The organism is Pseudomonas sp. P4_C8 (genome assembly GCF_056401975.1).
This window is the reverse complement of sequence record NZ_JBFUIH010000015.1, coordinates 68639-93150: the sequence shown is the minus strand read 5'-3', so window position 1 is coordinate 93150 and position 24512 is coordinate 68639. Positions and strand designations below refer to the sequence as shown.

Annotated in this window: 17 protein-coding genes and 1 pseudogene; 3 read left to right on the top strand and 15 right to left on the bottom strand. The window is 59.3% G+C overall.

Translation table 11 applies throughout. The features are described 5' to 3' along the window. Positions 1-3 precede the first annotated feature (3 nt). From AC1DWM_RS11985 to AC1DWM_RS11965, 5 genes are read right to left on the bottom strand one after another with little or no spacing between them, the layout of a single operon-like run. Positions 4-1983 carry a vWA domain-containing protein gene (locus AC1DWM_RS11985; protein WP_411741855.1) on the bottom strand — a complete coding sequence of 660 codons (1980 nt, stop codon included), beginning with the start codon at positions 1981-1983 and terminating at the stop codon, positions 4-6. 11 nt (positions 1984-1994) lie between these two features. Beyond that, positions 1995-3017: a hypothetical protein gene (locus AC1DWM_RS11980; protein WP_477795256.1), complete on the bottom strand. Its 1023-nt coding sequence runs from the start codon at positions 3015-3017 to the stop codon at positions 1995-1997. A 3-nt stretch (positions 3018-3020) separates the two neighbouring features. Beyond that, a complete protein-coding gene (locus tag AC1DWM_RS11975; protein ID WP_477795255.1) occupies positions 3021-5732 on the bottom strand; it encodes a putative virulence factor in 2712 nt (903 codons plus the stop codon). Continuing rightward, positions 5729-8794 (bottom strand): virulence factor SrfB, encoded by a 3066-nt coding sequence (locus tag AC1DWM_RS11970; RefSeq protein WP_477795254.1) that lies wholly within the window; start codon positions 8792-8794, stop codon positions 5729-5731. The genes AC1DWM_RS11975 and AC1DWM_RS11970 overlap by 4 nt, the downstream gene beginning before the upstream one ends. Before the next feature lie 17 nt (positions 8795-8811). Beyond that, entirely contained in the window at positions 8812-10176 is a 1365-nt protein-coding gene (locus AC1DWM_RS11965) for an SrfA family protein (RefSeq protein ID WP_477795253.1), read from the bottom strand. 267 nt (positions 10177-10443) lie between these two features. On the opposite strand from AC1DWM_RS11965, the gene AC1DWM_RS11960 reads away from it, so the two are divergent. Further along, a complete protein-coding gene (locus AC1DWM_RS11960; RefSeq protein WP_477795252.1) occupies positions 10444-11655 on the top strand; it encodes an aldose 1-epimerase family protein in 1212 nt (403 codons plus the stop codon). 6 nt (positions 11656-11661) lie between these two features. Here AC1DWM_RS11960 and AC1DWM_RS11955 read toward each other — a convergent pair whose 3' ends face one another. Next, the gene (locus AC1DWM_RS11955) at positions 11662-13155 is read right to left on the bottom strand and encodes a YifB family Mg chelatase-like AAA ATPase (protein ID WP_223517730.1); all 1494 of its coding nucleotides are present in this window, start codon (positions 13153-13155) and stop codon (positions 11662-11664) included. 300 nt (positions 13156-13455) lie between these two features. Between AC1DWM_RS11955 and AC1DWM_RS11950 the strand changes: the two are divergent. After that, positions 13456-13694 (top strand): annotated as a pseudogene (locus AC1DWM_RS11950) (HigA family addiction module antitoxin). 119 nt (positions 13695-13813) lie between these two features. Here the strand turns inward: AC1DWM_RS11950 and AC1DWM_RS11945 are convergent. From AC1DWM_RS11945 to AC1DWM_RS11905, 9 genes are all read right to left on the bottom strand, one after another. Beyond that, on the bottom strand, positions 13814-15007 hold the full coding sequence (locus AC1DWM_RS11945) for an MFS transporter (protein ID WP_223517732.1): 1194 nt from the start codon (positions 15005-15007) through the stop codon (positions 13814-13816). Between the two features lie 112 nt (positions 15008-15119). Then, on the bottom strand, positions 15120-16469 hold the full coding sequence (locus tag AC1DWM_RS11940) for an aminotransferase class V-fold PLP-dependent enzyme (protein ID WP_477795251.1): 1350 nt from the start codon (positions 16467-16469) through the stop codon (positions 15120-15122). A 17-nt stretch (positions 16470-16486) separates the two neighbouring features. Then, the gene (locus AC1DWM_RS11935; protein WP_477795250.1) at positions 16487-17383 is read right to left on the bottom strand and encodes an EamA family transporter; all 897 of its coding nucleotides are present in this window, start codon (positions 17381-17383) and stop codon (positions 16487-16489) included. Positions 17384-17414: 31 nt separating this feature from the next. Further along, the gene (locus AC1DWM_RS11930; RefSeq protein ID WP_477795249.1) at positions 17415-18644 is read right to left on the bottom strand and encodes an ATP-grasp domain-containing protein; all 1230 of its coding nucleotides are present in this window, start codon (positions 18642-18644) and stop codon (positions 17415-17417) included. Between the two features lie 31 nt (positions 18645-18675). Then, positions 18676-20007 carry an ATP-grasp domain-containing protein gene (locus AC1DWM_RS11925; protein ID WP_477795248.1) on the bottom strand — a complete coding sequence of 444 codons (1332 nt, stop codon included), beginning with the start codon at positions 20005-20007 and terminating at the stop codon, positions 18676-18678. A gap of 66 nt (positions 20008-20073) precedes the next feature. Further along, positions 20074-21414: an ATP-grasp domain-containing protein gene (locus tag AC1DWM_RS11920; protein WP_223517742.1), complete on the bottom strand. Its 1341-nt coding sequence runs from the start codon at positions 21412-21414 to the stop codon at positions 20074-20076. 15 nt (positions 21415-21429) lie between these two features. Continuing rightward, positions 21430-22182, bottom strand: a complete 753-nt coding sequence (locus AC1DWM_RS11915) for a hypothetical protein (protein ID WP_223517743.1) — start codon at positions 22180-22182, stop codon at positions 21430-21432. A gap of 65 nt (positions 22183-22247) precedes the next feature. Further along, entirely contained in the window at positions 22248-22544 is a 297-nt protein-coding gene (locus AC1DWM_RS11910) for a 2Fe-2S iron-sulfur cluster-binding protein (RefSeq protein ID WP_477795247.1), read from the bottom strand. A 95-nt stretch (positions 22545-22639) separates the two neighbouring features. Beyond that, entirely contained in the window at positions 22640-23899 is a 1260-nt protein-coding gene (locus AC1DWM_RS11905; protein ID WP_223517745.1) for an MFS transporter, read from the bottom strand. Between the two features lie 151 nt (positions 23900-24050). On the opposite strand from AC1DWM_RS11905, the gene AC1DWM_RS11900 reads away from it, so the two are divergent. Then, positions 24051-24506, top strand: coding sequence for a winged helix-turn-helix transcriptional regulator (locus tag AC1DWM_RS11900; RefSeq protein ID WP_223517747.1), 456 nt, complete (start codon positions 24051-24053; stop codon positions 24504-24506). Positions 24507-24512: the final 6 nt, after the last annotated feature.

The following is a 24512-nucleotide window of genomic DNA, read 5'->3' as shown; positions in this document are numbered from 1 at the left end:
TCGTTAAGGCATCATTTCCAGTGGCACGGGGTATACGTTGTCCCGCGCATCACTGTCTTTGGCTAAAGCCACCCAACGGTCGACATCGGCGTTGTAACGCTGGTAATGCCGCAGTTTGGTGTTCAGCGTGCGGATGAATTTCTCTTGCGCCAGACCGTCCCAGCTCTTCCAGGTCTCTTCATCCAGATTCAGCACTTCACTGTGATAAGGCAGGTCTTCGAGGTACTCGCCGAGGACGTGCATGTCCGCCAGTTTGGCGTTGCCGTTCTGCTTGAGCTGATTGGGATCGGCGCCCATGGTCGCCGCCACCGAGCGCAGGCGATCGAACATTTCCGTGGGTGAAATCAGGCCTTCGTTGGCGGCATCGAGAATCTGCTTCATCACGTCACTCAAGTCGCTGAGCTGTGACTTGGTCAGTAGCACCCGCACGTCGGTGGTCGGGATGTTCTGCTTGATCAGGTCGCGGTCGGTGATCCACGCCTTGAACACTGGCGGGGCCTTGCTGTTGGTTTTCTCGCCGAGATAGGCGAGTTGCATGGCGTGGCCGATCAGCGCCGCGTCTTCGAGCATTTTCTTCTCGGCCGGGTCCTGCTTGGCGTTCGCCGCACTGCCGATGGCGTCTTCGCCCATGTAGGCGGCTTTGACTTGTGTAGTGATCGCCGCGGCCAGTGCGTCGACCTTGCGCCCGAATTCCTGCACATCGCCGGCGTTCACCGGGTAATACAGCGAGGTGTTGGTGCCCGGGTAGGTCGACAGGTTCTTGTACTGCGCCTCGGCCTTGGCGTGGTCCTTGGCCCCGGCCGGGGTTTTCAAGTGCAGGGTGTAAATCGCCACGCCCGGGTTGGCGGCTTCCATACGCACCTGCGCGGCGCTCAAACCGGTCTTCGACAGTTTGTCGTCGCCTTCGATGGCACCCGCGTCGGTGATCAACACCACGTAGCGCGCGCCGAACTGGCTCCAGTCGACCTTGTCGATGCTCTCCATTACGCCGGCAAACGAGTCTTCATCAAAGCTGCTGCTCGACACGGTGGCTTGTTTGAGGTCGGCGATCTTGGCGAAAAAGTCGGCGCTGTCTTTCACCTTCGTCGGGTCGGCGTACATCTTGGTGGTGTATTCCAGCCCCGGCACCGCCTGGGTGTTGGAGCGGAAAGCCACCAGGCCGAATTTGACCTGCTTGCCGAGATTCTGCGCTTCGATCTTCTGGTAAACCTTGCGGATCGCCTCGCGGGTGCGGTCGATGTAGGGGTCCATCGAGATCGTCGAGTCGATGACAAATACCACGGCCGCACTGAATTCCTTCAGCTGGTTGGCCTTTTTGTCTTCGGCTTCCTTGCTGCCGGCAGGGCTGTTTGCAGCACCGCCCTTGGCGTTCTTGTCATCCGGCTTGCTGACGGAGGCGACGTTGAGCAGGCGCGTGCGGAAACCGCTTTCGGTCATGACTTCTTCGCCACTGAGCACCGGCAGCAGGTAGAACTGCTTTTGCAGGTCGACGAAGTATTCCGGCTCTTCAGCCAGTACGCCCGGTGCTTGCTGGCCCTTTTTCAGCGTGGCCCGCAGCGGCGCGACTTTGCTGACCGGGTCCGGCGCATCAAGGATGCCTTCGACGGTGGCGCGGTCCTTGAAAAACAGCAATCGGTCGCGGTTGGCCGGGTTGGTGAAGGCCAGCGTCAGTTGCATCTTCCAGTCGGTGGTGCAGCTGGCAGGCAGCCAGCCAATGGTTTTGCCGTAGCTGTCAGGGCCGACTTTCAGCCACTCGGCGTTGTTTGCTTGCGCGCGCTCGTACACATAAAAGCGGCTAAAGACTGGTTGTGCGTCACCTTCGGCACCGCCCGCCTTCGGGCTTATTTTGCAGCCGGGCGTGGTCAGCACGCGTTGGAACAGGGTCTTTTTACCGGCCTGGATCAGCGGTTTGTCTTCGGCCTGGGACAGCGGGCTGATGCACAGCGCCAGTAATGCGGCACCGCTCAGCAGGAATCGACTCATGGGCGAGCGCATCACTTCTGCAACTCCTCGAAGCGCTGCTTGGCTTCGGCGTTGTTCGGGTCCTGGGTGAGGATGGTTTCATACCAATAAGCGGCGGTGGCGTTGTCCGCGGTCGGGAAGCACTCGCTGGCCTTCAGGTATTTAGGGTCGTATTCGCGGGCATAGGCGTTGGCGATCAGCGCGTCACCGGCCTGGGCACGGTTGGCATACAGGCGCTGGGCGACGCCGCAGTGCTTGCCGGCCTTGGCCTGGTTGATGATCTCCAGCAACTTGGCACTGTCGGGCGCTGCCTTGATGCAGGTCTGGACGAAGGTCAACTCGGGCAGGCTGTTCATGCTGTCGAGGGTGCAGGCTTGAGCGTCGGCGCCGGCGGGTGCGGCGGCAGTGGCTGCAACCGCAGGGGCCGGGGGACGTTTGTAGAACCAGAATCCGGCGCCCGCTGCCAGCAACAACACGACAATCAACAGACCGATCAGGCCTTTGTTGCTTTTCTTCACCGGTGCGGGAGGCGGCGTGTAGTCGGGCTCGGTGAGTACCGACTCCAACTCCACTTCTGGCTCGGCGGTGGACAGGATCAGTTCAGGCATCTCCGGGATCTCCGGGATCTCCGGTGCCGGTGCGCTCGGTGCCGTCAGTTCGGCACCGCCGTAAGTCGAGCGTGTCTGGCCGCCGGCCGTGGACGGCAGCAAACCAACGCCCGGGCGAACCACACCTTTATCGGCATGACCGTGGTTCTGTTCGCGCAGTTCGATCTGGAATTGCGAGTTGGCGCCGCCTTCCAGCAGCGGGTCGACCACGTCCGGGCCGACCTGCGTTTCCAAAGCTTCGCCGTTGGCCGTGAGGTTGAAACGCGAGACCTTGAACCAGAATGGATTGTTGCTCCAGGCCTTGTGGTCCTGAAGGTAAAAACCGTCCTGGTTGCGCTGAATGGAAAACTCCAGCTGTTCCTCGCCACCCTGCCATTTCTTCACAGTGAGGCGGGCCTGGCCAGGCACATTGGGCTCTAACGCGAGCAGGTCGACACGAATTGGCATTGCTTATCTCGCTGCGAAGGCTGTGAGCACTTGGCCCAGCCGTTCGTTCTGTTCAGGGGTGATTTCACGTCCGGCACCATGGCCGGCATTGTCCTGCGTGATGTAGGCCAAGCCCGAGAGCCAGTCGCCTAGATACCGCTGCGCCTGATTCGCCGGTTGCGCCGGCAGCATGGGGACTTGTCCCGGACTAATGTCGGTGTAGAACGAAAACAACGGCTCCTTGGCACCGGCGCGACTGTTCGGACGCTCGCTCACCGGCTTCTGGAGGTAGCCGAACCAGGACACGAAATCGCGCAGCACACGTTGCACTTCCAGTACCTGGCGTTCGACCAGTTGATCGCGCCGCGCGCCACTCTGTGCACGTTTGAGGACGGCGCGGCTCAGTTGCCCCGGCAAGTCCTGGCGATAGCCGGCGGTGATCAGTTCATCGACCACCGCTTCCAGCAAGGCCTTTTCCAGCCCCAGCAGGTTGAGCAGGCTTTGCCGGGTGGTCAGTTCACGCAGGTGCGCGATCCAGGCCTTGAATGCCGCTTTGGCAAAACGGTGCTCGTTGCTTTGCAGTTCGGGCGCCGGGGTGCCGGTTTTGCTGCTGACTGGCGCATCGTGGCTCAGGTCGTCACTGAAGTCGAAATCGAAACCGGCGTCGTTGCCGTACAGGCTCTGGCTCGGTGTCGGGGCAGTCGGTTCGTCGTTCACGGCCGGCTCGTCATCGGTTTCGTACACGCCGCTGAGGTACAGGTCGCGCACCTCTTCACTCGGCATGTCGAGTTGATCGATCAATTCGCCAAGCACCGCAGGGCGACGGCCCAGGCCCGTCAAAATCATTTGCGCCTTGGCTTTCTTGGCGGCTGCGGCACCGTCCCCGTCTGCGTGGTACCAAGTGCTGAGACCATGAGTGGTCAGGCCTTCGAGGCACTCGCTCAATTGCTCGCGAATGCGCTGCAATTTGAATTCGATATTGGCCACGCCTTTGAAACTGCCGCTGAAGTGGCTGATGCCACCGTCATCGTTGCGCAGCATTTCTGCCCAGGCGTTGGCCGGGTTCTTGATGTGTTTGCACACCAGAGCGTTGCTGGCGAAGCTGGTGCCCAGCGCGCTGACACGTTCCTGATAGATGGCATTGAGGCCGGTTTCCGCACCGGTCGCGTCCTGCCCGATGAACGCCGCGTCCATACGCGGTTTGCGCACCAGATAGGTGTTCTGAAACGGTGTGCCGGCCCAGTCGTTCATCCAGCTCAGGCTGCCGAAGCGCTCCAGCATGGTCAGCTTGACCATGCCGTTCCAGCTCTCGTCGTACTGATCCGGTGTCAGGCTGAGGGAGTTGGTAATGCGCAGATCGAGCATGGTCAGCGCCCAGATCAGACCGGTATCGCGCTTGCTGCGAGCGGCCGAGTCGGCGCCCTGTGTCTTTTCGATCCAGCGGGTGAGTACCGGGCCCACGTCGTTGACGTCGCTCTGCTTGGTCGAGCCGGTGCAGACCACCAGCGCGTTCATTTCCTGGTTGTCGGTGTAGCGTTCGAACAGGTAGGCGACCTTGCCGCGCAGGATCAGCTGGGAAACGGAGTTGTCCTTGGCGGTGGATTGCGGGTCGTTGGAATCGGCGATCTCGTGCAGTTTCTGGCGCCCGCGATAACCGGGGAAATCCAGCAGGTCGACCTGATTGACGATGTCATCCACCGGCGCTTCGATCAGGCGGAAGGTCATTTCGGCGGTCAGTGCCGCCAGTTGCGCGACCGCAATCGCCTGACTGTTTTGCAGGCGATCGCCAACCAGTGGTCGAACTTCAATCGGCAAGTCCAACGGGCTGCCGAAGCGTTCGAGAATGTCGACGTTCATGATGCTGTCGCGCTGGCTGTAGGTGTCGTTTTCGAAACTCACCAAGGCCTTCAACGGTGCGAACACGGTCTCGGGCAGACCCAGCTTGTGCAGCGCGCCGGCCAGTTGCTGGTACACGCGCGTCAACTCGCTTTGCTCGCCCCAGAGAATCGAAAACAGCTCGGCCCGTTCCTGGAAATTCAGGCGTGGCGCCAATTGCAACGCTTTGGGCCAGTACAGGTGCTCAAGCTTCTTCACCGAGTTGCGGAAGTTGTCGCGCAGGTAATCCCACAGCGACACCAGATCGTCAGCATTGACCCCCGTTTGCAGCGGCCCGGTTTCGCGGCCTTCGAACGGTTTGAGCACGCGCTGGATGCGCTCTTCGTCGATCTCGTAGGAAATCCGTTCAAGGTCAAAATCCTTGAACCAGGCGTTGGCGAGAATCTTTGCCAGCTCGATTTCCTTGAACAACGTGAGTTCTACCGGGAAGTCCTTGTCCTGACTTTCCGTCGCCCGACGGCTGAAGCGCGTTACCAGGCCGGTGGCTTCCTTGCCACCACCCACCGGGTTGATGTGCTTGATGAAGTCCAGGTGCTGGCCGCCGAAATCGGTTTCCAGTTTGCCGTTCTGACCGGCGGCGAGGGCCGAAATCAGGTAGGACTTGCCGGCCTGGGACAAGCCGAAAAAGCCAATGGTCATCGGCGTGCAGGCCACGCGACCGAGGCTTTGGGCCAGGTTGCGGGCGCGGTGCAGGCGGATGTTCAGGTTGTCGGCTTCGCTGTCCAGACGCGGCGCATTGCCGCGCGTTTGGCTGATCCAGTCCAGCGCCTGACCGGCGCCTTCATAAACAGCGGCCCAACTGGCAGAGAGCTGAGTTTGATCGGGGGTCAGGTCTTTCATTTGCGTTTCACACTTCCACTGTCGAGCCAGTACTTGGTCTCGCTCAGGCCGGCGTCGAGCATGGTGTTGAGTTCCAGCTCGAGGTCGCTGCGCGGGTTGAAGTTGACGTTGTTGCTGTTGGATTCGATGTCGCGGACCGAGAGGCGGTCGCTGACCAGATCCTGCTTGCGCGTGTATTTGTCTGCCGGTTTGACCTCAAACCGCACCTTGAGCAGCGGCGCGCTGCCGTTTTCACCGATTGCCCGGGAAAACTTCTCCCGACCCGCCTTGGTGAACCGCAAGGTGTACAGCGGCGAGGCGGCCCAGCGGTCAGCGGCCAACTGGCGGAAACCGAGGCGCAGATCGCCGCGCATTTCCAGCTGCGGCGTGTCGGCGGCGTCGCCAACGCCAATTTCAGGCAGCTTGATTTTGTAGTCTTCGGACTGGATGTCGCGGTACAGCACGTCAGCATCCTTGATCACGTTGTTCAGGTCGATGACGCCGATGTGCTTGACCGTCGAATACGGCTTGAGCGCCGATGCCCGGAAGTAGAAGTTCGGCACGCTGTGGTTGGCGCACAACAGGCAGAGCATGGCGCCGACCGATGCGGTGCTTTTCGGGTCGTCGATCCGGCCGTTCTTGTGGAACGGATACCAGCCGCCGGTGCGGTAGTTTTGCAGCGCCAGAATGCGCCCCGGTGGCAGCGGCAACACCTTGCGAATGAACGCCTGGATGCCGGGCAGGCGCGAAGGGCGGCCGGTCAGCAGCAAGACATCGCACGGGTACTGCGCGACCACTTCACACAGCGCACCAAGGATTTTGGTGATGTTGATCTGGTCGTTGAGGAACGCGGCGTGGAGCTTTTGCAGGTCGAAGCTGATCGGCGCGGCATACAGGTCGAAACCACTCTGACTGCCGACATCGCGACGCACGGCGGCGTTGACGTAGTCGAGCACGGTCTTGCTGATCGCGTTGTCACCGAGCAATTGGCGGTAGCTTTGCGGGGTGACTTCTTGCGGGACCTGCGGATCGTAATGCTCGTACGCCTTGAGCAGCGCCAGGCCCAGCGGGGCGAACACCTGGAGGTTCAATTGCTGACGCAGGATCATGTCCTGGGCGCTGACCGATTCATCGCCACACAGCCGTGACATCAGCGAATCCGGGGCTTTCACGCCGGCGTTCTGCAAGGCTTTTTCGAAACTCGGCAGGATGAAGTCCTGAATCACGTCCAGCAGGATGTCGTCGCCGGCCACTTTGAAGCCATCGCGAAAACGCTGTTCGGGCACGATGTGCACGTTGCTGCCGCTGCCGGTATTACCCGCGCGGTCAAGGCGATAGTCGGTGATCACCAGGTCGGTGGTGCCGCCGCCGATGTCGATGGTCGCGAGGGTGATGCGTTGGCGGTCGGTCTTGTCCGGCCGGGCGATGGTGTCAAAAAACTCCTCCGGATGACCGGCGAAGTTCTCGTTGACCTCGGTGTACAGGTACACCAACTGGCCGCAGGACGCTTCGTCCCATTCCACGCGGATACTCGGGATCGGCGTGCGCGGGCTGACGGCCTGATCCTGATGTGGATCTTCCTCGCCGGCATGCCAGCCGAGGCTTTTCCACACCAGGCCGATGGCTTGCAGCATGCGTTCGTTGAGGATGCTGCGCTCGGCCTGCGGCATGCCCGGTGGCACGGTCAGGGTAATGCTGTTGAGCTGGCGCGGCACGCGGGTGTGCCCCTGACGCGAGCGCTGGGCCGGGCTGTTGATTTGCGACAGCGCCTGGGCCAGCACTTCGGCGAGCATGAAGGTCATCAGCGAGCTGCGCGAATAACGCGGCATGAACACCGGCAGACGATCGTCTTCCTCGAGGCTGTACAGCGCCTCGCCGGTTTCGTTGATCAGATGCGAGAACGGCGCGGCGGTGGCGTACGGCTCGTTATCGGTCTTGATGTACGAGCAGTTGAAGCGCCAGCCATGGCCATAGGCGTTTTCGTCCCACAGATAGCGTTTCGGGCTGGACAGGCCAGTGGAGCCTTCGGTGCCGCGACGACGGCTGGCCAGACGGCTGGCCTCATTGCCGACACGGGCAATCGTCGCCCATTGGAACGCATCGTGACGGCCACTCTTGACCGAGCAGTGGTCCTTGCCGAAGTACGCCTGGGCGAATTCCACGCGGCTTTCGAACGGCAAATTGTAGGTGTGTTCGGGGGTGATCAGGTCGCGCAGTTCCAGCACGTAGTTCTGCTTCAGCCCGGAGCCGGCCTGACCGTGGTTTTCGATCAGGATGCCGCAGGTGCGCGAGTTGCCGACGTCCAGCACCAGGTCCACAGGAATCGGTTTGACCAGGCCATTGCTGTCGTTGGCGACCACTTTCAGTTCGGGGATTTCAACTTTCGCCCGGGCCGTCGATTGTTGGGCCGCCGACGGTTTGCTCAACAGGCTGAGCAAGTTGAGGTAGTGCGCCAGGTGATAGTTGGCGCGGATATCGATGTCCAGCTCTGCGCGCGAACGGTGGGCATTGCCCTCGTTGAACACTTCGAGCAGCCACTCGTTGACCCACGGCTGCGCCAGGAACCAGCGGGTTTCGCTGGCCTTGGTCGCCAGTTTGAAAGACACGCCGGAGCTGATGTCTTCTTCGTTTGGCGCCAGGTAAGCAGTGCCGTCACGCTTGGGCATGACGCGGCTGTCGAACGCCATCGTCAGGCGGTGGGTGTTGCCGTCGATGTCGGGTGTCGCCAGTTTCACCAGACGCATGCGCGACCAGTTGGTCGGGCCTTCATCGAAGCGATGTGGCGGCATGAAGYGGAAAAACGGGGTCGGCAGCCAGATACCGTCGAGCAAATCGAGGCTGCTTTTCATGTCGACGCTGAACGCAGGTTTGGCCTTTTCGACCTTTTCCGGTTCGGGCTCGTAGAAAAAGAAGTCTTTCTCTTCGTTGTACGCCAAGCGGCAGATCAGCCCGCTGATCATCGGTGCGAACTCGCCCGCCGGTTCCTTGCGGGGATCCAGGCGCAGGGCGAAATCCATGAACTGGATGCCGGTGTCGCTGACCAGCGTGACGGTGTCTTCGAATTGTGTGACTTCAGGCAACATGTCAGGTTATTCCGTTTTTATTCGCCCACGTGCCGCATGGACATGGGGAATTGATCTTTTCCGTAACCGCCGGTGCAGTCCGCGACCGTGGTCGCCCCTTTGCGGCAGTTGATCTTGGGCATGTCGTAAGTGCTGCCGTCGCCGCAAACGGCCTGGCCCTGGCTGTCGATGGCCAGGCTGCCACCCTTCATAGTAGCGCTCACCGGCCCGCTACATTTCGAGCCGTCGGCCTGGTGTACGGTGACTTGGCCCTTACCGTCCTTGAGCTGGTATTCCAGACGCAGCGGCTTGCCGGTCCGGCGGTCCTGTATCCCGGCGCCTGCGCTGTACTGACCATCGAGAAACCTGGCGGCACCGTCGGCGGCGTCTGGCGGGATGCTCAGGGGCGGGCCGTTTTTTGCGGCGGCGGATTTTTCTGCTTCGGGCGATGTGACATCCGGCGGCGCGGTTTTGTTTTCGGGTGGCACGGTTTTGTTTTCGGCTGCCGGGTCTTTGGCTGGGTCTTTGGTCAAGTCGGCGGGCGCTGCGTCAGCCTCGTTACCCTCGACGTCCGGCGCTTCCACACCCTGTGTTCCAGTCACTGCAGTGTCGGCGCCGGTGCCGTTGGTGGTACCTACGACAGTGCCGGTCACGGGGACGCCATTGAGCGTCGTGACATTGCCGGTCCGTGGTGGCTCTTCCAATTGTTTCTCCACCGGCACGACGCCCTTAGGCAGCAAATCTACCGCCACCAACGGAATCGGGACGCAACCGCGCAGGCCGAGCAACAGCCACAAAAGCAGCAGGAGCGGCAGCAGCAACAGCCACCACCAGCGCCGCCACCACGGACGAGCCACCACCGGCACGATGGGCGCAACAACAGGCGCTTCGACTACGGGTGGCAGCGGCGGAACCTGATAGAGGCAGTGCAGGGGATCGCGATTGAGGTCGGTACCTGCGTGCTCGAAACCCCAAAAGGTCAGCACCGGTTTGCCTTGCACCAGGTACACGAAGTTTTCGTCAGGGATATGAATGACGCGCTTGAGCAACTTGCCGAACACGGCTTTGTCGCCTTGCTGCTGTTCGCCGGAATCAGTGCCCAGGAAACGCTGGCTCAATTCTTCGAGCGCGGTCTTCAGGGCTTCAAGCTGGCGGCGGGCAGGGGCGCGTTCTTCTTCGGTCGCGCTGCTCCACGGAATCACATCGCCGTCGAGGGCGCTGTACCAATCGATCTGGTTGCCGAGTTCATCGCTTTGAGGGATGGCCAGATGATCGACCAAATCGGGATTCTTGCGGCGAATGGCTTCGCGCAATTGCAGGGCTGCCCGGTAGACCGGTTGACCTGTTTCGCCGAGGGCAGTGAATGACCCGCTCTTACCGCTGCGTAATAGTGCCCCGCGCATTCAAACTCCATACGATCCGTTGCGCAAAAATGACAGACAAAGATGTCTGTGCTTGCTCCTGCATTAAGCGGGCGACCTTAATGTCATCATGATATCGCCGTCAATCTGCAGGAGGTTCAAACCTTATGAGACTAACGTAAGCGTGCGGAGGTTGCATAAGGTCAATTTTAATTGGCTTGGGAAGGCTCGGGTGTAAGTTTTTTTAAGCTTGCTGAATCGTTTCATCAGCGCTATAAAAAATGCACAACTCCAAGAAAGGCTTTCCCCATGACCCCGCTCAAACTCCTCGTCGCCCTTGGCGCGCTGTCCGCCTCCCACGCCATGGCCTGGGATTTCGTCCTGCTCGACAGCGACAAAGCCGCGCAAAACTGGCAGATCACCAGCCAGCAACTCGGTGTGAAGACCGACCAACCCTTCTCCGTGACCCTTCGTACCTTGCACGGCGGTCGGCAAGAGGGCGTCAGCATCGTCGACATCGATAACGGCACGATGAAACTCTCGGTGGTGCCGACTCGTGGGATGAACGTCCTGCAGGCGTCGGTCGGTAATGTGCGCATGGGCTGGGATTCGCCGGTCAAGGACGTGGTCAATCCGTCCTTCATTGAACTCAACGGTCGTGGCGGTCTGGGCTGGCTGGAAGGCTTCAACGAACTCGTCACTCGCTGCGGCTACGAATGGGTCGGCCATCCTGGCATGGACAACGGCGAACTGCTGACCCTGCATGGCCGCGCCGCCAACATCCCGGCCAGCAAAGTCACGCTGCATATTGATGAAAAACCGCCTTACGCGATCAGCCTGCGTGGCGAACTCAAAGAGCAGGCGTTCAAGAAAGTCGATTTCTCGGTGATGACTGAGCTGGTCACTGAGCCCGGAAGCGTCGCGTTTGCCATCAATGACACCCTGACCAACAACGGTGATTATCCGAAGGAATACCAGGCGCTTTACCACAGTAACTTCAGTACGCCGTTCCTTGAACAGGGCGCCCGATTTGTGGCGCCGGTCAAACAGGTGTCGCCGTTCAACGACAAGGCCAAAGGGGATCTGGCGGATTGGCAGACCTATCGCGCGCCGACCAAGGACTATGACGAAACGGTTTATAACGTTGTGCCTTATGGCGATGCCAAAGGGGACACGTTGACCGTGTTGCATAACAAGGCTGGGAGCCTTGGGGTGTCGGTTGGGTTTAATACTCAGCAGTTGCCCGTATTTTCGTTGTGGAAGAACACCGATACGCAAGGGCAGGGATATGTGACCGGGTTGGAGCCGGGGACGAGTTTTTCTTACAACCGTCGTTATCAGCGGCCGATTGGCTTGGTGCCGACGATTGGGGTTAAAGAGCAGAAGCAGTTTCAGATCAGGTACAGCTTGCTGGCGGATAAGGGGGCTGTGGATAAGGCTCTGAAGCGGGTGAGTGATATTCAAGGTGGACGGGAGACTGAGGTGAGGCCTACACCGTTGGTGGACCTCGGCAAAGAATAATCCCGGCTAGTTTGTGGTTGGCCGGTATTGAAGCGCCTCGGCCAAGTGCTCGCGAGTGATAGCGTCGACTTGTTCAAGGTCCGCCAAAGTGCGTGCGACTTTGAGCAGTCGATGGGCCGCTCGCAGCGACAAGGTCAACCGCTCACACGCCGTTTCCAGCCAGGTTTCGTCGGTTGTGGATAACTTGCAGTGTTTGCGCAGGCCCGGCAGATCAAGGAAAGCGTTCGCGCACCCCTGGCGTTTTTGTTGTCGCTCTCGTGCGTCGGCAACCAGTACTGCGGCGGTAGCGGTGTCGTCACCGGGTTTCAGAGCAGGATTCAACGCCGTGGCTTCCCGAGCGACGGTCAGGTGCAGGTCGATTCGATCCAGTAACGGCCCCGACAGTTTGTTGCGGTAACGCTGGACCATGTCCGGCGTACAACTGCATTTGCCGCTGGGTTCGCCAAGATATCCACAGGGGCACGGGTTCATCGCGGCCACTAATTGAAAGCGGGCCGGAAACCTGACGCGATCCTTGGCGCGGGAAATCACGATGTGGCCGGATTCCAGCGGTTCCCTCAAAACCTCCAGCACCTTGCGATCGAATTCCGGGAGTTCATCGAGGAATAGAACGCCGTGATGGGCGAGGGTGATTTCGCCAGGTTGCGGTTTCGAACCGCCGCCTACCAATGCCGGGCCGGATGCCGAGTGATGAGGCTGGCGGAACGGTCGTTGCGGCCAATGACTCAGCGGCGCGCAACAGGCGACCGATTGAATCGCCGCCACCTCCAGTGCTTCGCTTTCCGCCAGCGGCGGCAACAGCCCTGGCAAACGGCTGGCCAGCAGTGTTTTTCCGGTACCGGGCGGACCGCTGAACAACAGGTTATGAGCGCCCGCTGCCGCAATCAGCAAGGCGCGTTTGGCCGAGAGCTGGCCCTGGACTTCATTCAAGTCGGGATAGGGTTTGCTGGCGTACAGCAGGCCATTCGACACGTAAGGTTCGATGGGCGTGTGACCGTTGAAGTGCGCCACCGCTTGCAGCAGATGATCTACTGCAATCACCTTCAAGCCCGAGGCCAGGCACGCTTCCTCGGCATTTGCGCGCGGCACCATCAGCGACCGTCCAGCCTTGCGCGCTGCCAGTGCTGCCGGCAATACACCCCGAACTGCCCTCACCGCGCCTGAAAGCGCCAACTCCCCAAGGCATTCCACATCGTCCAGCGTCAACGTCGGCACCTGCACGCTGGCGGATAGAATCCCCAAGGCAATCGCCAGATCAAACCGGCCACCGTCCTTCGGCAAATCCGCAGGGGCGAGATTCAGCGTGATGCGCCGCGCCGGGAATTGCAGCCCCGAATTGATGATCGCGCTGCGCACCCGATCCTTGCTTTCCTTCACCGCCGCCTCCGGCAAACCGACCATGGTCAGCGAGGGCAAACCGTTGGCCAAGTGGACTTCAACGGTGACGGCAGGCGCATCCACGCCAATCTGGGCGCGGCTGTGGACGATGGAGAGGGACATGGTCGTTCCTTGAGCTGTACGGGGGCCGCTTCCTGCGGATTTTTGAAGGGTAGTCGTGGAGTCTGGCCGGAGAGGAGGGAAACCTTCGCAAGATATTGCTGGTTCGCATGATATGTAGCAGCTGGCGCAGCCTTCGGCAGCTGCATAGGTTGCGTCGGGGCTGGTATTGGCTGCATAGACATTAGTATTTGTAGGACTGAGCCGAGAAGCATCAAGGACGTCGGCTAAAGCACACGGACGCTCTTGTGCGCTAGAGGGCGCTGCTTATGCTCACAGCAGATCAAGCCCTCAGGAGGGGAAATGCATACAAATGGAATGCGGCCGATTCATCCCGGCGAAATCCTTGAAAAGGAGTTTCTTGAGCCGTTGGGTATTACGGTGGCTGTGAAATGCGTGAGTTGGTGGCGCAGAGCGTAGGCGTCAGCCCTGATCTGGCCAAGAAGCTTTCCATTCACCTGAACACCACGCCCGAATTCTGGCTGAATCTGCAATCAAACCACGATGTGCAGATCGCCGAAACTGACCGGATGCCCCGTTAGTGGCTCAAACCACGGCGCGGGCCGAGCCCCGGGGAACCTCGGCAAGGGCTACACATTACCCGCGCGTATATCTCGAAACTCCCTTCCCGAAGCTGTCAGATGAAATGCAGGGCGACTTTTCAGGCGCCCACTGTTTCGACGCGCGTATGCCCTCGGGCAAAGCGGGTCGCCGATGTCTGCAGCAACAGAGTGACGGTCAATGTGACCAGCAGGAAAGGAAGCAGCCAGGCGTTCTCGATCATTGCCAATTGCAGGCTGAGGATCAACAGCAGCACCGGCGTGGCCAAGGCATTCGCCCGGCTGACATACGCGCCCACCGCGGCCTCGCTATAGCGGCAGGCGATGGCGACACGGATATGCACCCGCGCACCGCCGAAAGCCATACCGAGAATCAACAGGCTCAGTGCTTTCAGTATCAAAGTGTCTGGCATCAGCAACCACATAGACGTGGAAATCACCGCAAGCGCGATCAGGGCTGAGAGATAAGCCAACAGGTTACGACCGGTATTGGCAATGATGACCAGTACCCCGATCAGCGCCATGCCCATGCCGAACACCGCATCGAGCACACCAAGTTCAAACAGCGCCCAGCCGTGGCTCGACACATAGACGGGCAGCATAAAGTTGAACGCCCCGAGGATTGGCCAGATCAGTACCATCGGCACAAACAACGTCAGCGGAAGCCTGGCTGGAGCGGCTGCTTCGCCAGCCTCCTGCGCCAGCACCGGTAGACTGTCGCGCGTGTAACAGATGGCTGCAACCAACAAGAAGCCGGCGCACAGCAGAATTGAAAAACCCATACCGGTCAGAATCGGCATCAGGCCCGCCGCGAGCAAAGGGCCAATCATCAGGGCTGCCTGGCTGGTGGCAGTGGTTGCACCGCTGATCCGGCGCACCTTCGTTTCATCCATGCCACGTTGAATCTGGGTGAACCACATATCCAGACTGGCCTCGAGCGCCATGATCATCAGCCAGACAAACAGATTGGTGATCAGCAGGCCGATCGTGAAGTCTCTGGACACTCCGGATACCAGGGCGAGGCCGGTCAGGCACATCAGAAACCAGCTGCTCATCTGGCGACCGTTCATTCGGCTCGACAGGCGCTTGATCATCACGGGCGTGACAAAGGCCGGTATGAACGAGCAGAAAATGGCCAGCGCCAACGGCAGGTAATCGCCTTCGTTCTGATTGAGGATGGTCCACGTCAACGAGACCAGCAGCGCGCCGGAAAACAGTCGATAAACCGTCGAGCAGACCAGGAACATGGCCAGCTCTTTTGAAGTGCTTTTCATCATGACTTGTCGTTCATTCATGTAATCGATCCTTGCCCTTGAGTACGCGGCGATTCTTGATTGAATGGCTGACGCCAGCGATTGCACTAGCGTTGTGCAAGTGCATGAGGCTGACGTCGACCAGGACTGGGCGTCAGACCAGAGTGCGCATCACTCTGAGGGTCCTGTCGATGTCTTGCGGCGTGTTGATGATCCCGGCCGAGAACCGCACCGTCGAATTGCGGTAGGGCGTGGCACTGGCGATGATCTTCTGCGCCTTCAGCTTGGCCACCACCTCTTTAGGGTCCCGGCCTTTTACATCACAGCAGACGATTCCCGCGGAAAACTGCGCAGACTGGGGCGTGTGCAGGTGCACACCGGGCAGCTTCGACAATCCTTCCTTCAGCTGTCCATTGAGTTCAGCGACGCGGTCAGCAATGCGCTTGCGGCCGATCTGCTTGATGAACTCGAATGCCTCGATCACGCCCCACTGGTTTTCGAACGCCAGGAATCCTCCGGGACTGACCCAGGCAGCCTGTGTATCTCCCTGAGGATCGCGCTGTTGTCGCCACGCATTAGCGGGCTCGGCTGCCATGATGGTAGGAATGGTCGGCATGATCTGTGCCCATTGACCTTCACGAGCCCAGACCAGGCCCGTACCGTGCGGGCCAAGGATCCACTTGTGCGTCCCTGCGCAGAAAAAGTCGCAACCCAGGCTGGCAATCTGCGCCTCGGAACAACCGAAGCCGTGTACGCCGTCGATCACATAGATGATTCTGTCTGCCTCGGCGCGATCCTGATTGACTCGCGCCACGAGTGCCCCGATCTCCTTCAGCGGTAAACGCACGCCGGTACCCGAATGCACCCAGGTCATTGCCAGGATCCGGGTCGAGGGCCTGATGGCTGCTTCAATTCGGCCGACGATTGCGTCAACACTGACATCCTCGGGCCGTTCGTAAAGGTCAATCCGTCTCACGCTCCCGCCCCATTTGACGACAGCCAGGCGCATGGCCTCGTCGTGGGTGTACCACTCGTGGTTTGTCGTCAGGATTTCCTGGTCTGGTGCCAGTTTGAGACCGTTGTAGACCAGCGCCAGGCCCTGCGTGGTACTGGTTGTCAGTGCGATGTCCTCAGCCCGTCCACCGGTATAGTCTGCCGCCGTTGCGCAGACCTTGCGCCAAACCATGTCCTCGGGTCTGGCGAACATATTGTCCTCCAGGTAGGTATAGGGGTTTTCATCGAATGCCTGCCGGTGGCGGGCCATCGCGTCGCGCACGGGCTTGGGGTTGGAGGCCAGAAAGAAGTTGGAAATGTGTACGAACTCTGGCGACAGCTTGAACTGCGCCCGCACGGACGCCCAGTCGTTGGGGTCCAGCGCTGCTACCAAATCATCCTGAACAGGTTTGTTACCCACCTGTGCACCCGCCACGCCTGCGATCATGCTGCCTCCAACCAGGGTCGCGCCAACAGCCGCACCCACGAATTCACGTCTTCCCAGACTCATATCAACTCCCTGTCGATTCATATTGAAGTGCGCGCAGGACGCGCGAACATAGCATTGAAAATGCGCTGTCCATAGAGGCCGACGGCCAGGCCGAGCACGATCAGAACCACCGCCAGTACTTTGCTCGGCGGCACACTTTCGTTGAATACGAAAACAGAACCGAGCATGCCGAAGATCGGCACCAACAACGACAGTGGCGCTACCGTCGAAACCGGATAGGTCTTGAGCAGCGAGTTCCATATCCAGTAGGCGAACAGGGTATTGGGGTAGACCTGAAACAGAATCGACAGCACGGCGGTCGTGTCGACCTGATTGACGAACGTGGTATAGCCGGCGCTGCCGTTCACCGCGTAGTCGAGGGCGAACAACGGAATCGGCGCGAAGGCGCTGGACCAGACCAGAAAACCAAAGACATCCTTGGTGCTGGCCTTCTTGTTGATGATATTGGCTACGCTCCATGAGGCCGCGCCAACCAGTACCAGAAGCACGCCAGGCAGGCTGACCGAGCCATCGCTGATCATGATGATGCACAAGAGCCCGCCGAATGCGATCAACATGCCCAGCACCTGAAAGCGGGTCAGCGCCTCCTTGAATACCCACCCGCCCAGCAGGATGGTGAAGAACGCGCTGAACTGCAGCACCAGCGAGGCGATGCCTGCCGAGAGTCCGGCCTTGATGCCCAGGTTTACCATGCCCCACAGTCCGATGCCGAACACCAGTCCGTATCCGATGATGTAGCGCCACGGCACATCGGGCTTGCGGATGAAGAAGATCGCCGGTAACGCACAGAGACTGAAGCGGATGCCCGCCAGGATGAACGGATCTACGGTGGCCAGTCCCAGTTTGATCACTGAGAAATTGACACCCCATATTGCCGTGATCAGTACAGCCAACACTACGTGCAGTGGTTTCATTGATGAGTCGCCTTGATAAGGGTGGGCAATGTCACGCTACGGAAGTCAGGTTTTCGGCGAGGCTCACTCGGGAAAACAGCGCTTGCATCCAGGCCTGGGTCTGTTGCGGGTCTGCTGTCTTGACGATGCCTGCCAGCGGTGCCTCGAAGGCCGAATAAGTCACGTGCCCCGGCAGGAGCGCGCCCGGTTGCAGTTCGTTCCACTGCACGACGAATGGGTTTTCACGCAGTTCGTCTGCGCCGTGCAGTCCTTGATAGATCCGCTCGGGGTGAGTGTGCCCAGGGAAAACAAACCAGCCGAAGCCCAGGTTTGGCTGCTGCTTGGTCAGATGCGCGATGTCCAGTTCGCCCTCAATGTGGATGCGCAACTCCAGCGACGGCATGTGGATGCCGGTGGCCAACTCATAGGTCGCTACCACATCGGCGCCACCCACCCGGTTACCCACCTCAAGGAACACCGGTTCGTCACCCTCCATGATGGCTTCCAGATGGAACGCGCCATTGCGGATCTGCACCGCTTCCAGCGCAGCGCTGACCCATACCTGCATCTGCGCGGTGGTCTCCAGGTGCCAGGAGCCCAGAGGATGGCCGCGCTCCATGTAGTCCAGGCACGTACCTACATATTGGCTGGAAAGCATGGTGAGGATCCGGCCGTTCTGTACCAGGCCGTCGAAATGGCGGATGGGACCACTGATGTATTCTTCGACCTGAAAATCTTCGATGCACAAGGACAGGTCGCTGATCTTGCGACTGATCTCATCAAAGGTTCGAGCCGGCTGCTGGTGAATGCTGACATCCATGCTCGATGCGCCACTGTGTGGCTTGAGCACGGTGGCCCCGTGCCACGGTACCCGGCCCTGAAGTGCCAGGTAGCGATCAAGCGACATGAAGCGTGGTACTCGCAGCTGTCGGGTCTGAACCGCCGCTTTCATGTCCAGCTTGTTGCGCGCCAGGTTCACCATCTCCAGCGAAGCACCTTCGACATTCAGCGCTTCGCGCAGGCGCGCAGCGTCGAGCAATTCGTACTCGGACATCGAGATGATCCGGTCAAAGCGTTGTGGAAACTGTGCCAGCCACTGCAGCGCTTCATCGTAGGCGCTGGCCGACCCCGGCCGGACTACGCTGTTGCAGCGCAGTCCTGGCGGCAGCGTATCGATCGCCGATTGTTTTCCCAGGTACGTGACATCGTGCAGTTCATGGTCGATGCCACGGTGATACTCGATGCGCGGGTAGGGCACCCGATGAAGGATGAGAATTTTCATGAAAATGGTCTCGAAGCGTAAAAGATAGGAGTCAGGACGCAACCTTGAACAGACGCTCGGACGCCAGGCTGCGGTCCAGTACGACCAGCCACTGCTCGCGCAGCACCTTCACCAGATCGCGGATGTCGACGCTCGGGTCATGCAGCGCGACGCATGCGTGGGCCACGAAGTCGCTGTTGTCTCGGGGGATTGCATGGATCAGCCGTGACTCGCCAGCGATCCACGCGCACTCGATGAGGGCGATATTTTCCTTCGTCAGGATCAACGCCCGCGCCGCCAGGGCCAGCGCGTGGTGGACCAGTGCCTGTATATCGCCCAGCTCGGCCACGTCGATCGTCACATCGCGAGGCACACCGAACATCACCGTCGCGGCGCTGCAGGTGGCGGCTGGCAGCACATCCGGCACTTGCCCGGCAAAGACCGAGTCAACCCAGGCCGCATACAGGTCAAGACCATGAACGGCTTGCGCCAGCGTCCAGATCTTCATGCCGCCGGGACGACGGTTCGGCTCGATCACTGCAGTCTTGTAGCCGGTATCGCTGAGCTTGATTTCGTTGTGAAACGGACCGATGCGCTGGCCGACCAGTCGATTGACGTGCTCGCCCGCCACTCGAATGGCACGTTGCTCTTCCTCGCTCAGGCGGGCAGGCAGGATCTGCGCCACTTCCACGGGGTAGCGCCCGGTAGCGCTGACTTTCTCCGTGACGAACCACAGACTCCCCAGCCCGTCATAGGAGTATTCGCGAGTGAACGTGATGAAAGCCTCTGCCAGCACGCCCTTGTCAAGATAAGGCGCCACTTCCGAAAAGGCCTGCTCACAGTCACCTCCCGGCGCTACCATCACCACGCCGCGGTTGTTGCCTTCGCAAGCGGGTTTGATCACGAAACCGCGCTCCTGGCGGACGGCAAAATTGCGCACATCGTTCAAACAATCGATCCGCACGAAGTCCGGCAACATCACCCCCTGCTGGTTCAGCAGGGGACGGATGCGATTTTCGGCGATGCGGTACACCAGTTTGTCAAACGCTCCAAGCGCAAGTTCTGCCTCGTCCACTGGCAGCCCGAGCCGTTCAAGCAGCGCTGCACCGCTGGCCACCGCGTTGTCGGAAAAGACCATTCCAGCTGTGATCCTGGCAGCGTCATCGCCCAGCTGTCTCAGTGCATGACTGATGAAATCAGGATCCAGAGGATCGGCATCGATCACTCTGTCGCTGATGTCCTTGTCATGGTCCTGGGGGTTGGCCCTGACCAGCCAGGTCTGCGCACCCCACTGTTTGCGCGCATAGTCGCGCATGTGCAGGACATCGCCGATCCGGCTCAGGTTGTAGTCCACAATTAGCAATACAGGCGCTCGCAGCGGCATGTTCGTCATCCTCATCCGGGGGGGCATGGACAGCAGTGATGTTCCAGGCGATTGCTCGCCGATTTTTTAATGGCTTTGGGCCTGATACCGGATATCCAGCGCTGTAGCGGAAATGCTGGCCAGGTGTTTAAGCTCCGATGCCTGACTGGCACGTTCGAACGTCCACAACAATTGACCCAGGAACACTTCACGGGCATGCGCAGGAATCACATCGCCTGCTTTCAAAAGGATGTGCTTCACGACCGGGGCGAGCGGCAACTCGTTCAACGTCACTGAACTCAGCGTTCCCGGCTTCGCGAAATACACCCGAAAGAATGTCGCCACGGACTGTGCGCTGGTGCCATCCGCACGCCAGCCATACTGAGCCAGGCGCTGCACGAGTTCTTTGCGTGGCTGCGCATCGTCCTGGCTGGCCAGCAGAAGGTCCAACCACAGTGAAAGCATGCTGTGACCGAGGGTGACAGCCTCGACGCTGTGAGAAATCAGGCTGCCGCCGACTCGCGGATTGATTTCGATCAGGTCCCAGTGCTCCCCGGTGAAGCGCGCTTCCACGTGATAGCAGCCCCACTTGAGCTCCATGCAGCCCAGTACATTTTCGAGCCAGTGCAGACCTGCAACGATCTGGGCCTGGTCGAGGCTTACCGGGGGCGTGGTGCAACTGTCCTCCAGCACCGTCTCGGCGGTCTCGGTCACTTCGTATTTTTCATGGATGGCCACGACATGGACCTGACCATCGACCAGCAGAGTCTCGAAACTGAATTCGTGGCCGGGGATGTAATTCTCCGCCATGAACGCCAGTCCATCGTTGAACGCAGACGCGTACACCGTGTCTTCGGCAGAGGCCAGACGCAGAGCTTCGAGTGCATTCCACGTAGTGTCTTCGCGCATGGGAAATGCAGCGTAGGAAGCAATCCCATGAATCGGTTTGATGAAATAGCGCTGATCCTGCGCCTTCAGCAATTCCAGCACAGGTGCAGTCAGCGCGTGGGCGTTAGCCTGCGACAAGCCCGCCTCGGCGAGTCGGTTGCGCACATTGAGCTTGTTACGCAGTGCCAGTGCCTGCCCGGCATCAATGTCATAAGTCCCGAGCGAAGCGTTGGCCGCCGCCATCAGGTGGCGATAGCCTTCCCATACACTGATGCAGCACGTGACCTGCTCGCCGGACTTGCGCAGGGTCTGCAGTGCATTCTGTACATCCTCGAGCCTCAACTGGTGAGAGTCGGTGGTGTAAAGCCGGTCCGTCCAGGTCTGAATCTGTTCCAGCCTGGACGGCACATGTTCTGGGAGCGGCAATGAAGACAGCACGAAACACCGGAGCTGCCGTCGATGCAGCTCCTCCTTCAAGTCCTCCAGGAAAGAAAAGCCGCAGTGGCTCAGGATCAGAACACCGGGTCGGTTTGAATTCATTGCCTGCTCCATGGCTTAAGCTGCCTTGTCTTGCGGCTTGGCCAGGGTGTTGATGTACAGCTCGCTGAAGTACATCGCGAGGATCTTCTGGTGCTCTTCGAGGTAGCGTTTCAGCGCATTGATGTCCTGCTCGCCCTTGATCAGGAAGCGCAGTGCCGCCCAGACTTCACCCGGGTGGTCATCATTGATGTCGGTATGCGAGTGGGAAACCTGGCCAACAATCTTGGTCTCGCCGATCGAAGACTTGAGCGCTTCGAGCTTGCGCGGTTCAAGCTTCACGTTGACGTACTCGACCAGGTAGGAATAAGCGACCACGCCGAGCGGTCCTTCATGGTCCAGCAGGTAAGAGAAGAAACCGGCCAGCAGTTTGGTGGACAGGTAAGGTTCGGTGGCGAGGAACTCCTCGCGGCTGACGCCTACACGCTCCAGGTCCTGAATGAACAAGTCGTCGTGGAGCATCTCTTCCTGCTCGTAGTGAGCCCAGATCTGCGCAGCTTCCGGGCTGACCTTAGCCACTTCCACTAGCGCTTTTGCTTCGGCAACCCGCAGCAGACGGATACGCCATGCGGTTTCGATCAGATGACGCTTGTAGTACAGGCTGTTTACGTCCTTGCCTTCCAGGTGAGCGGCTTGAGGTACGGTTTCGTACCATTGCTCTACTTGCCCGTCGATGATCTTGTCGATTTCTGCGCGCAGATTCACCGAGCCAGCGGCGTTGAGAAAAGGAGTGCGATCACCATAGCCAACATTCTTTACACGGTTAAGCATAATCAAGCCTCTATTTTTAGTTTGTTTAAAACGCTTTAATTACAACCACAGTTCAATTGCAACGGTTAGCCAATAACATCAATGGCCACTTCACCTCTTATCAAGCATTGACAGGCCAGCCGGTATTCTTCGCCGCTGTAACCCAGAACCTCGATAAAAGCCTCTTCATCGTCATCCCGAGGATTCAACGCCTCGATCCCTGATGTAACCCTGATCAGACAGGCGCCACACGCCCCTACGCGACACCCCAGAGGAATCACGTTTTTCCCTCCGGCTTCGTACTCTATGTCCGTGAAGGGCGCATTGACCGGTAGCTGGAATTCAAGTTGATGCGAAGTAATTGTTAATGTGTGCAGTGCCATACATGCCTCATGTCAATATTAAAATTCGTGTGGCAGGCACACAGTTTTACGCCAGAGTTTATAAACTATGGAGAGGGGCTTGGTTAATTTTGAAGTTATCGGTGAGTCAGCTCAAGATACAACCAATACAACAACGCTATTCCACTAATGGCAGCCCCCAACAGGCAAACGCTCACCCAGCCAAAGTTGGCATAAGTGTAAGTTGCAGCTATGGCGCCCGCACCGCTACCCACCGAGTAGAAGCACATATAGGCGCCCACCAGGCGGCTTTGTGCATCGGGCCGTGCGGCGAAGATCAGGCTTTGGTTGGTCACATGCACCGCTTGCACGGCGAAGTCCAGCAGTACCACTCCTACCACCATGGCCAGCAATGAGCTTTCAACAAACGCGGTTGGCAGCCAGGACAAAGTCAATAACGCCAGAGCAATGCCTGTCGTGCGATTGCCGAAGCCTTGGTCGGCCAGTCGTCCGGCCCGTGCCGCTGCTAGTGCGCCCGCCACTCCCGCGAGACCGAACAGGCCGATCTGGGTATGTGACAGCGATAGCGGAGGCGCGCTAAGCGGAAGGACCATTGCGGTCCACAACACGCTGAATGCAGCGAATATGAGCAGGGCGAAGGTGCCTCTGACTCGTAGCGTGGGTTCTGTCAGATACAACTGGAAGACCGAACGCAGTAACTGCCAGTAGCTGCCTTTGGCTGGCGGCGTTGTCGATGCCGGCATGGTTCGATACAGCACCAACGCCATGCCGATCATCAAGGCTGCCGACATGAAGTACACGCCTCGCCACCCGGCCAGGTCGGCCACCGCGCCGGAGACGAAGCGGGCGAGCAGAATGCCCAGCACTACCCCACTGGTCACCGTTCCGATGGCTTGACCGCGCTGGTCCGGGCTCGCCAGTGTGGCAGCGTAGGCGACCACCACTTGAACCACGACGGCCATCAAGCCGACCAGCACCATTGCGCCGAGCAGCATGCCCCAATCCTGGGCCAGTCCTACTGCGCACAAAGCCACGGACGACAGCAGCATCTGCGTCAGAATCAGTCTCTTGCGGTTCAGCAGATCGCCCAGAGGGACGATGAAAAGCAGCCCCACCGCATATCCGGCTTGAGTAGCAGTGACCACCACGCCAATAGTGCCGGGTGCAACCGAGAGGCTGGCTGCCATGGACTCCAGCAACGGTTGTGCGAAATAGACATTGGCCACGGCCATGGCGCAGGTGATGGCGAAGAGAAATGTCTGGTAACGACTTAAGCCGGTGGCTGCACGTCCCTGAGGGGGCAGGGTGGTGCCTCCGCCAGCTGATATTTCGGCTTCTACGCCCATTTTCGAAGGCTTTAGAGGGTTCAGCGACATCATTCCATCCTTGGAACCAAGTGGTTTCTAAACAAAACCGATGCGTTGATTTTTAACAAAACTAGTTTTAATCTACAACTACTTTTACAAAATATTTTCGTCTGACGTTAGGACTTTTTTTAAACGATCTATCCCTCAAATTTGGAGAGACATGGCCAGACAGCAGCTACTGGCACAAAGTGAATGCCCTGTGGCCCGCACGCTTGAAGCTATCGGAGATCGTTGGGTGCTGATGATCATCCGCGACGCTTTCGATGATGTTCGCCGCTTCAGTGAATTCCAGAAGCGTCTTGGCCTCGCCAGAAACATCCTTACGGTAAAACTCAAGATGTTGGTCGAGTTGGGCGTATTCGAAATCCAGCCGGCATCCGACGGCAGTGCCTACAAGGAGTATGTTTTGAGCGAGATGGGGCGCGCCGTGTTTCCCATAGTGGTCAGCATGCGCCAGTGGGGTGAGCGCTTCCTCTTCAGCAAGGGCGAGCGTTATTCGGTGCTGCTGGACAACGATCTGTCGGAACCGGTCGAGATCATCACGGTTCGTTCCAGAGCGGGCAAGATATTGACCCCGGCAGATTGCCACCGGCGCGTGGTCAAGCGCGATGCTTGATAGTCG

Coding starts and splice junctions, on each gene's coding strand:
- AC1DWM_RS11985 (WP_411741855.1), bottom strand. CDS start 1,983: ATGAGTCGATTCCTGCTGAGCGGTGCCGCATTACTGGCGCTGTGCATC.
- AC1DWM_RS11980 (WP_477795256.1), bottom strand. CDS start 3,017: ATGCCAATTCGTGTCGACCTGCTCGCGTTAGAGCCCAATGTGCCTGGC.
- AC1DWM_RS11975 (WP_477795255.1), bottom strand. CDS start 5,732: ATGAAAGACCTGACCCCCGATCAAACTCAGCTCTCTGCCAGTTGGGCC.
- AC1DWM_RS11965 (WP_477795253.1), bottom strand. CDS start 10,176: ATGCGCGGGGCACTATTACGCAGCGGTAAGAGCGGGTCATTCACTGCC.
- AC1DWM_RS11960 (WP_477795252.1), top strand. CDS start 10,444: ATGACCCCGCTCAAACTCCTCGTCGCCCTTGGCGCGCTGTCCGCCTCC.
- AC1DWM_RS11955 (WP_223517730.1), bottom strand. CDS start 13,155: ATGTCCCTCTCCATCGTCCACAGCCGCGCCCAGATTGGCGTGGATGCG.
- AC1DWM_RS11945 (WP_223517732.1), bottom strand. CDS start 15,007: ATGAATGAACGACAAGTCATGATGAAAAGCACTTCAAAAGAGCTGGCC.
- AC1DWM_RS11940 (WP_477795251.1), bottom strand. CDS start 16,469: ATGAGTCTGGGAAGACGTGAATTCGTGGGTGCGGCTGTTGGCGCGACC.
- AC1DWM_RS11935 (WP_477795250.1), bottom strand. CDS start 17,383: ATGAAACCACTGCACGTAGTGTTGGCTGTACTGATCACGGCAATATGG.
- AC1DWM_RS11930 (WP_477795249.1), bottom strand. CDS start 18,644: ATGAAAATTCTCATCCTTCATCGGGTGCCCTACCCGCGCATCGAGTAT.
- AC1DWM_RS11925 (WP_477795248.1), bottom strand. CDS start 20,007: ATGCCGCTGCGAGCGCCTGTATTGCTAATTGTGGACTACAACCTGAGC.
- AC1DWM_RS11920 (WP_223517742.1), bottom strand. CDS start 21,414: ATGAATTCAAACCGACCCGGTGTTCTGATCCTGAGCCACTGCGGCTTT.
- AC1DWM_RS11915 (WP_223517743.1), bottom strand. CDS start 22,182: ATGCTTAACCGTGTAAAGAATGTTGGCTATGGTGATCGCACTCCTTTT.
- AC1DWM_RS11910 (WP_477795247.1), bottom strand. CDS start 22,544: ATGGCACTGCACACATTAACAATTACTTCGCATCAACTTGAATTCCAG.
- AC1DWM_RS11905 (WP_223517745.1), bottom strand. CDS start 23,899: ATGTCGCTGAACCCTCTAAAGCCTTCGAAAATGGGCGTAGAAGCCGAA.
- AC1DWM_RS11900 (WP_223517747.1), top strand. CDS start 24,051: ATGGCCAGACAGCAGCTACTGGCACAAAGTGAATGCCCTGTGGCCCGC.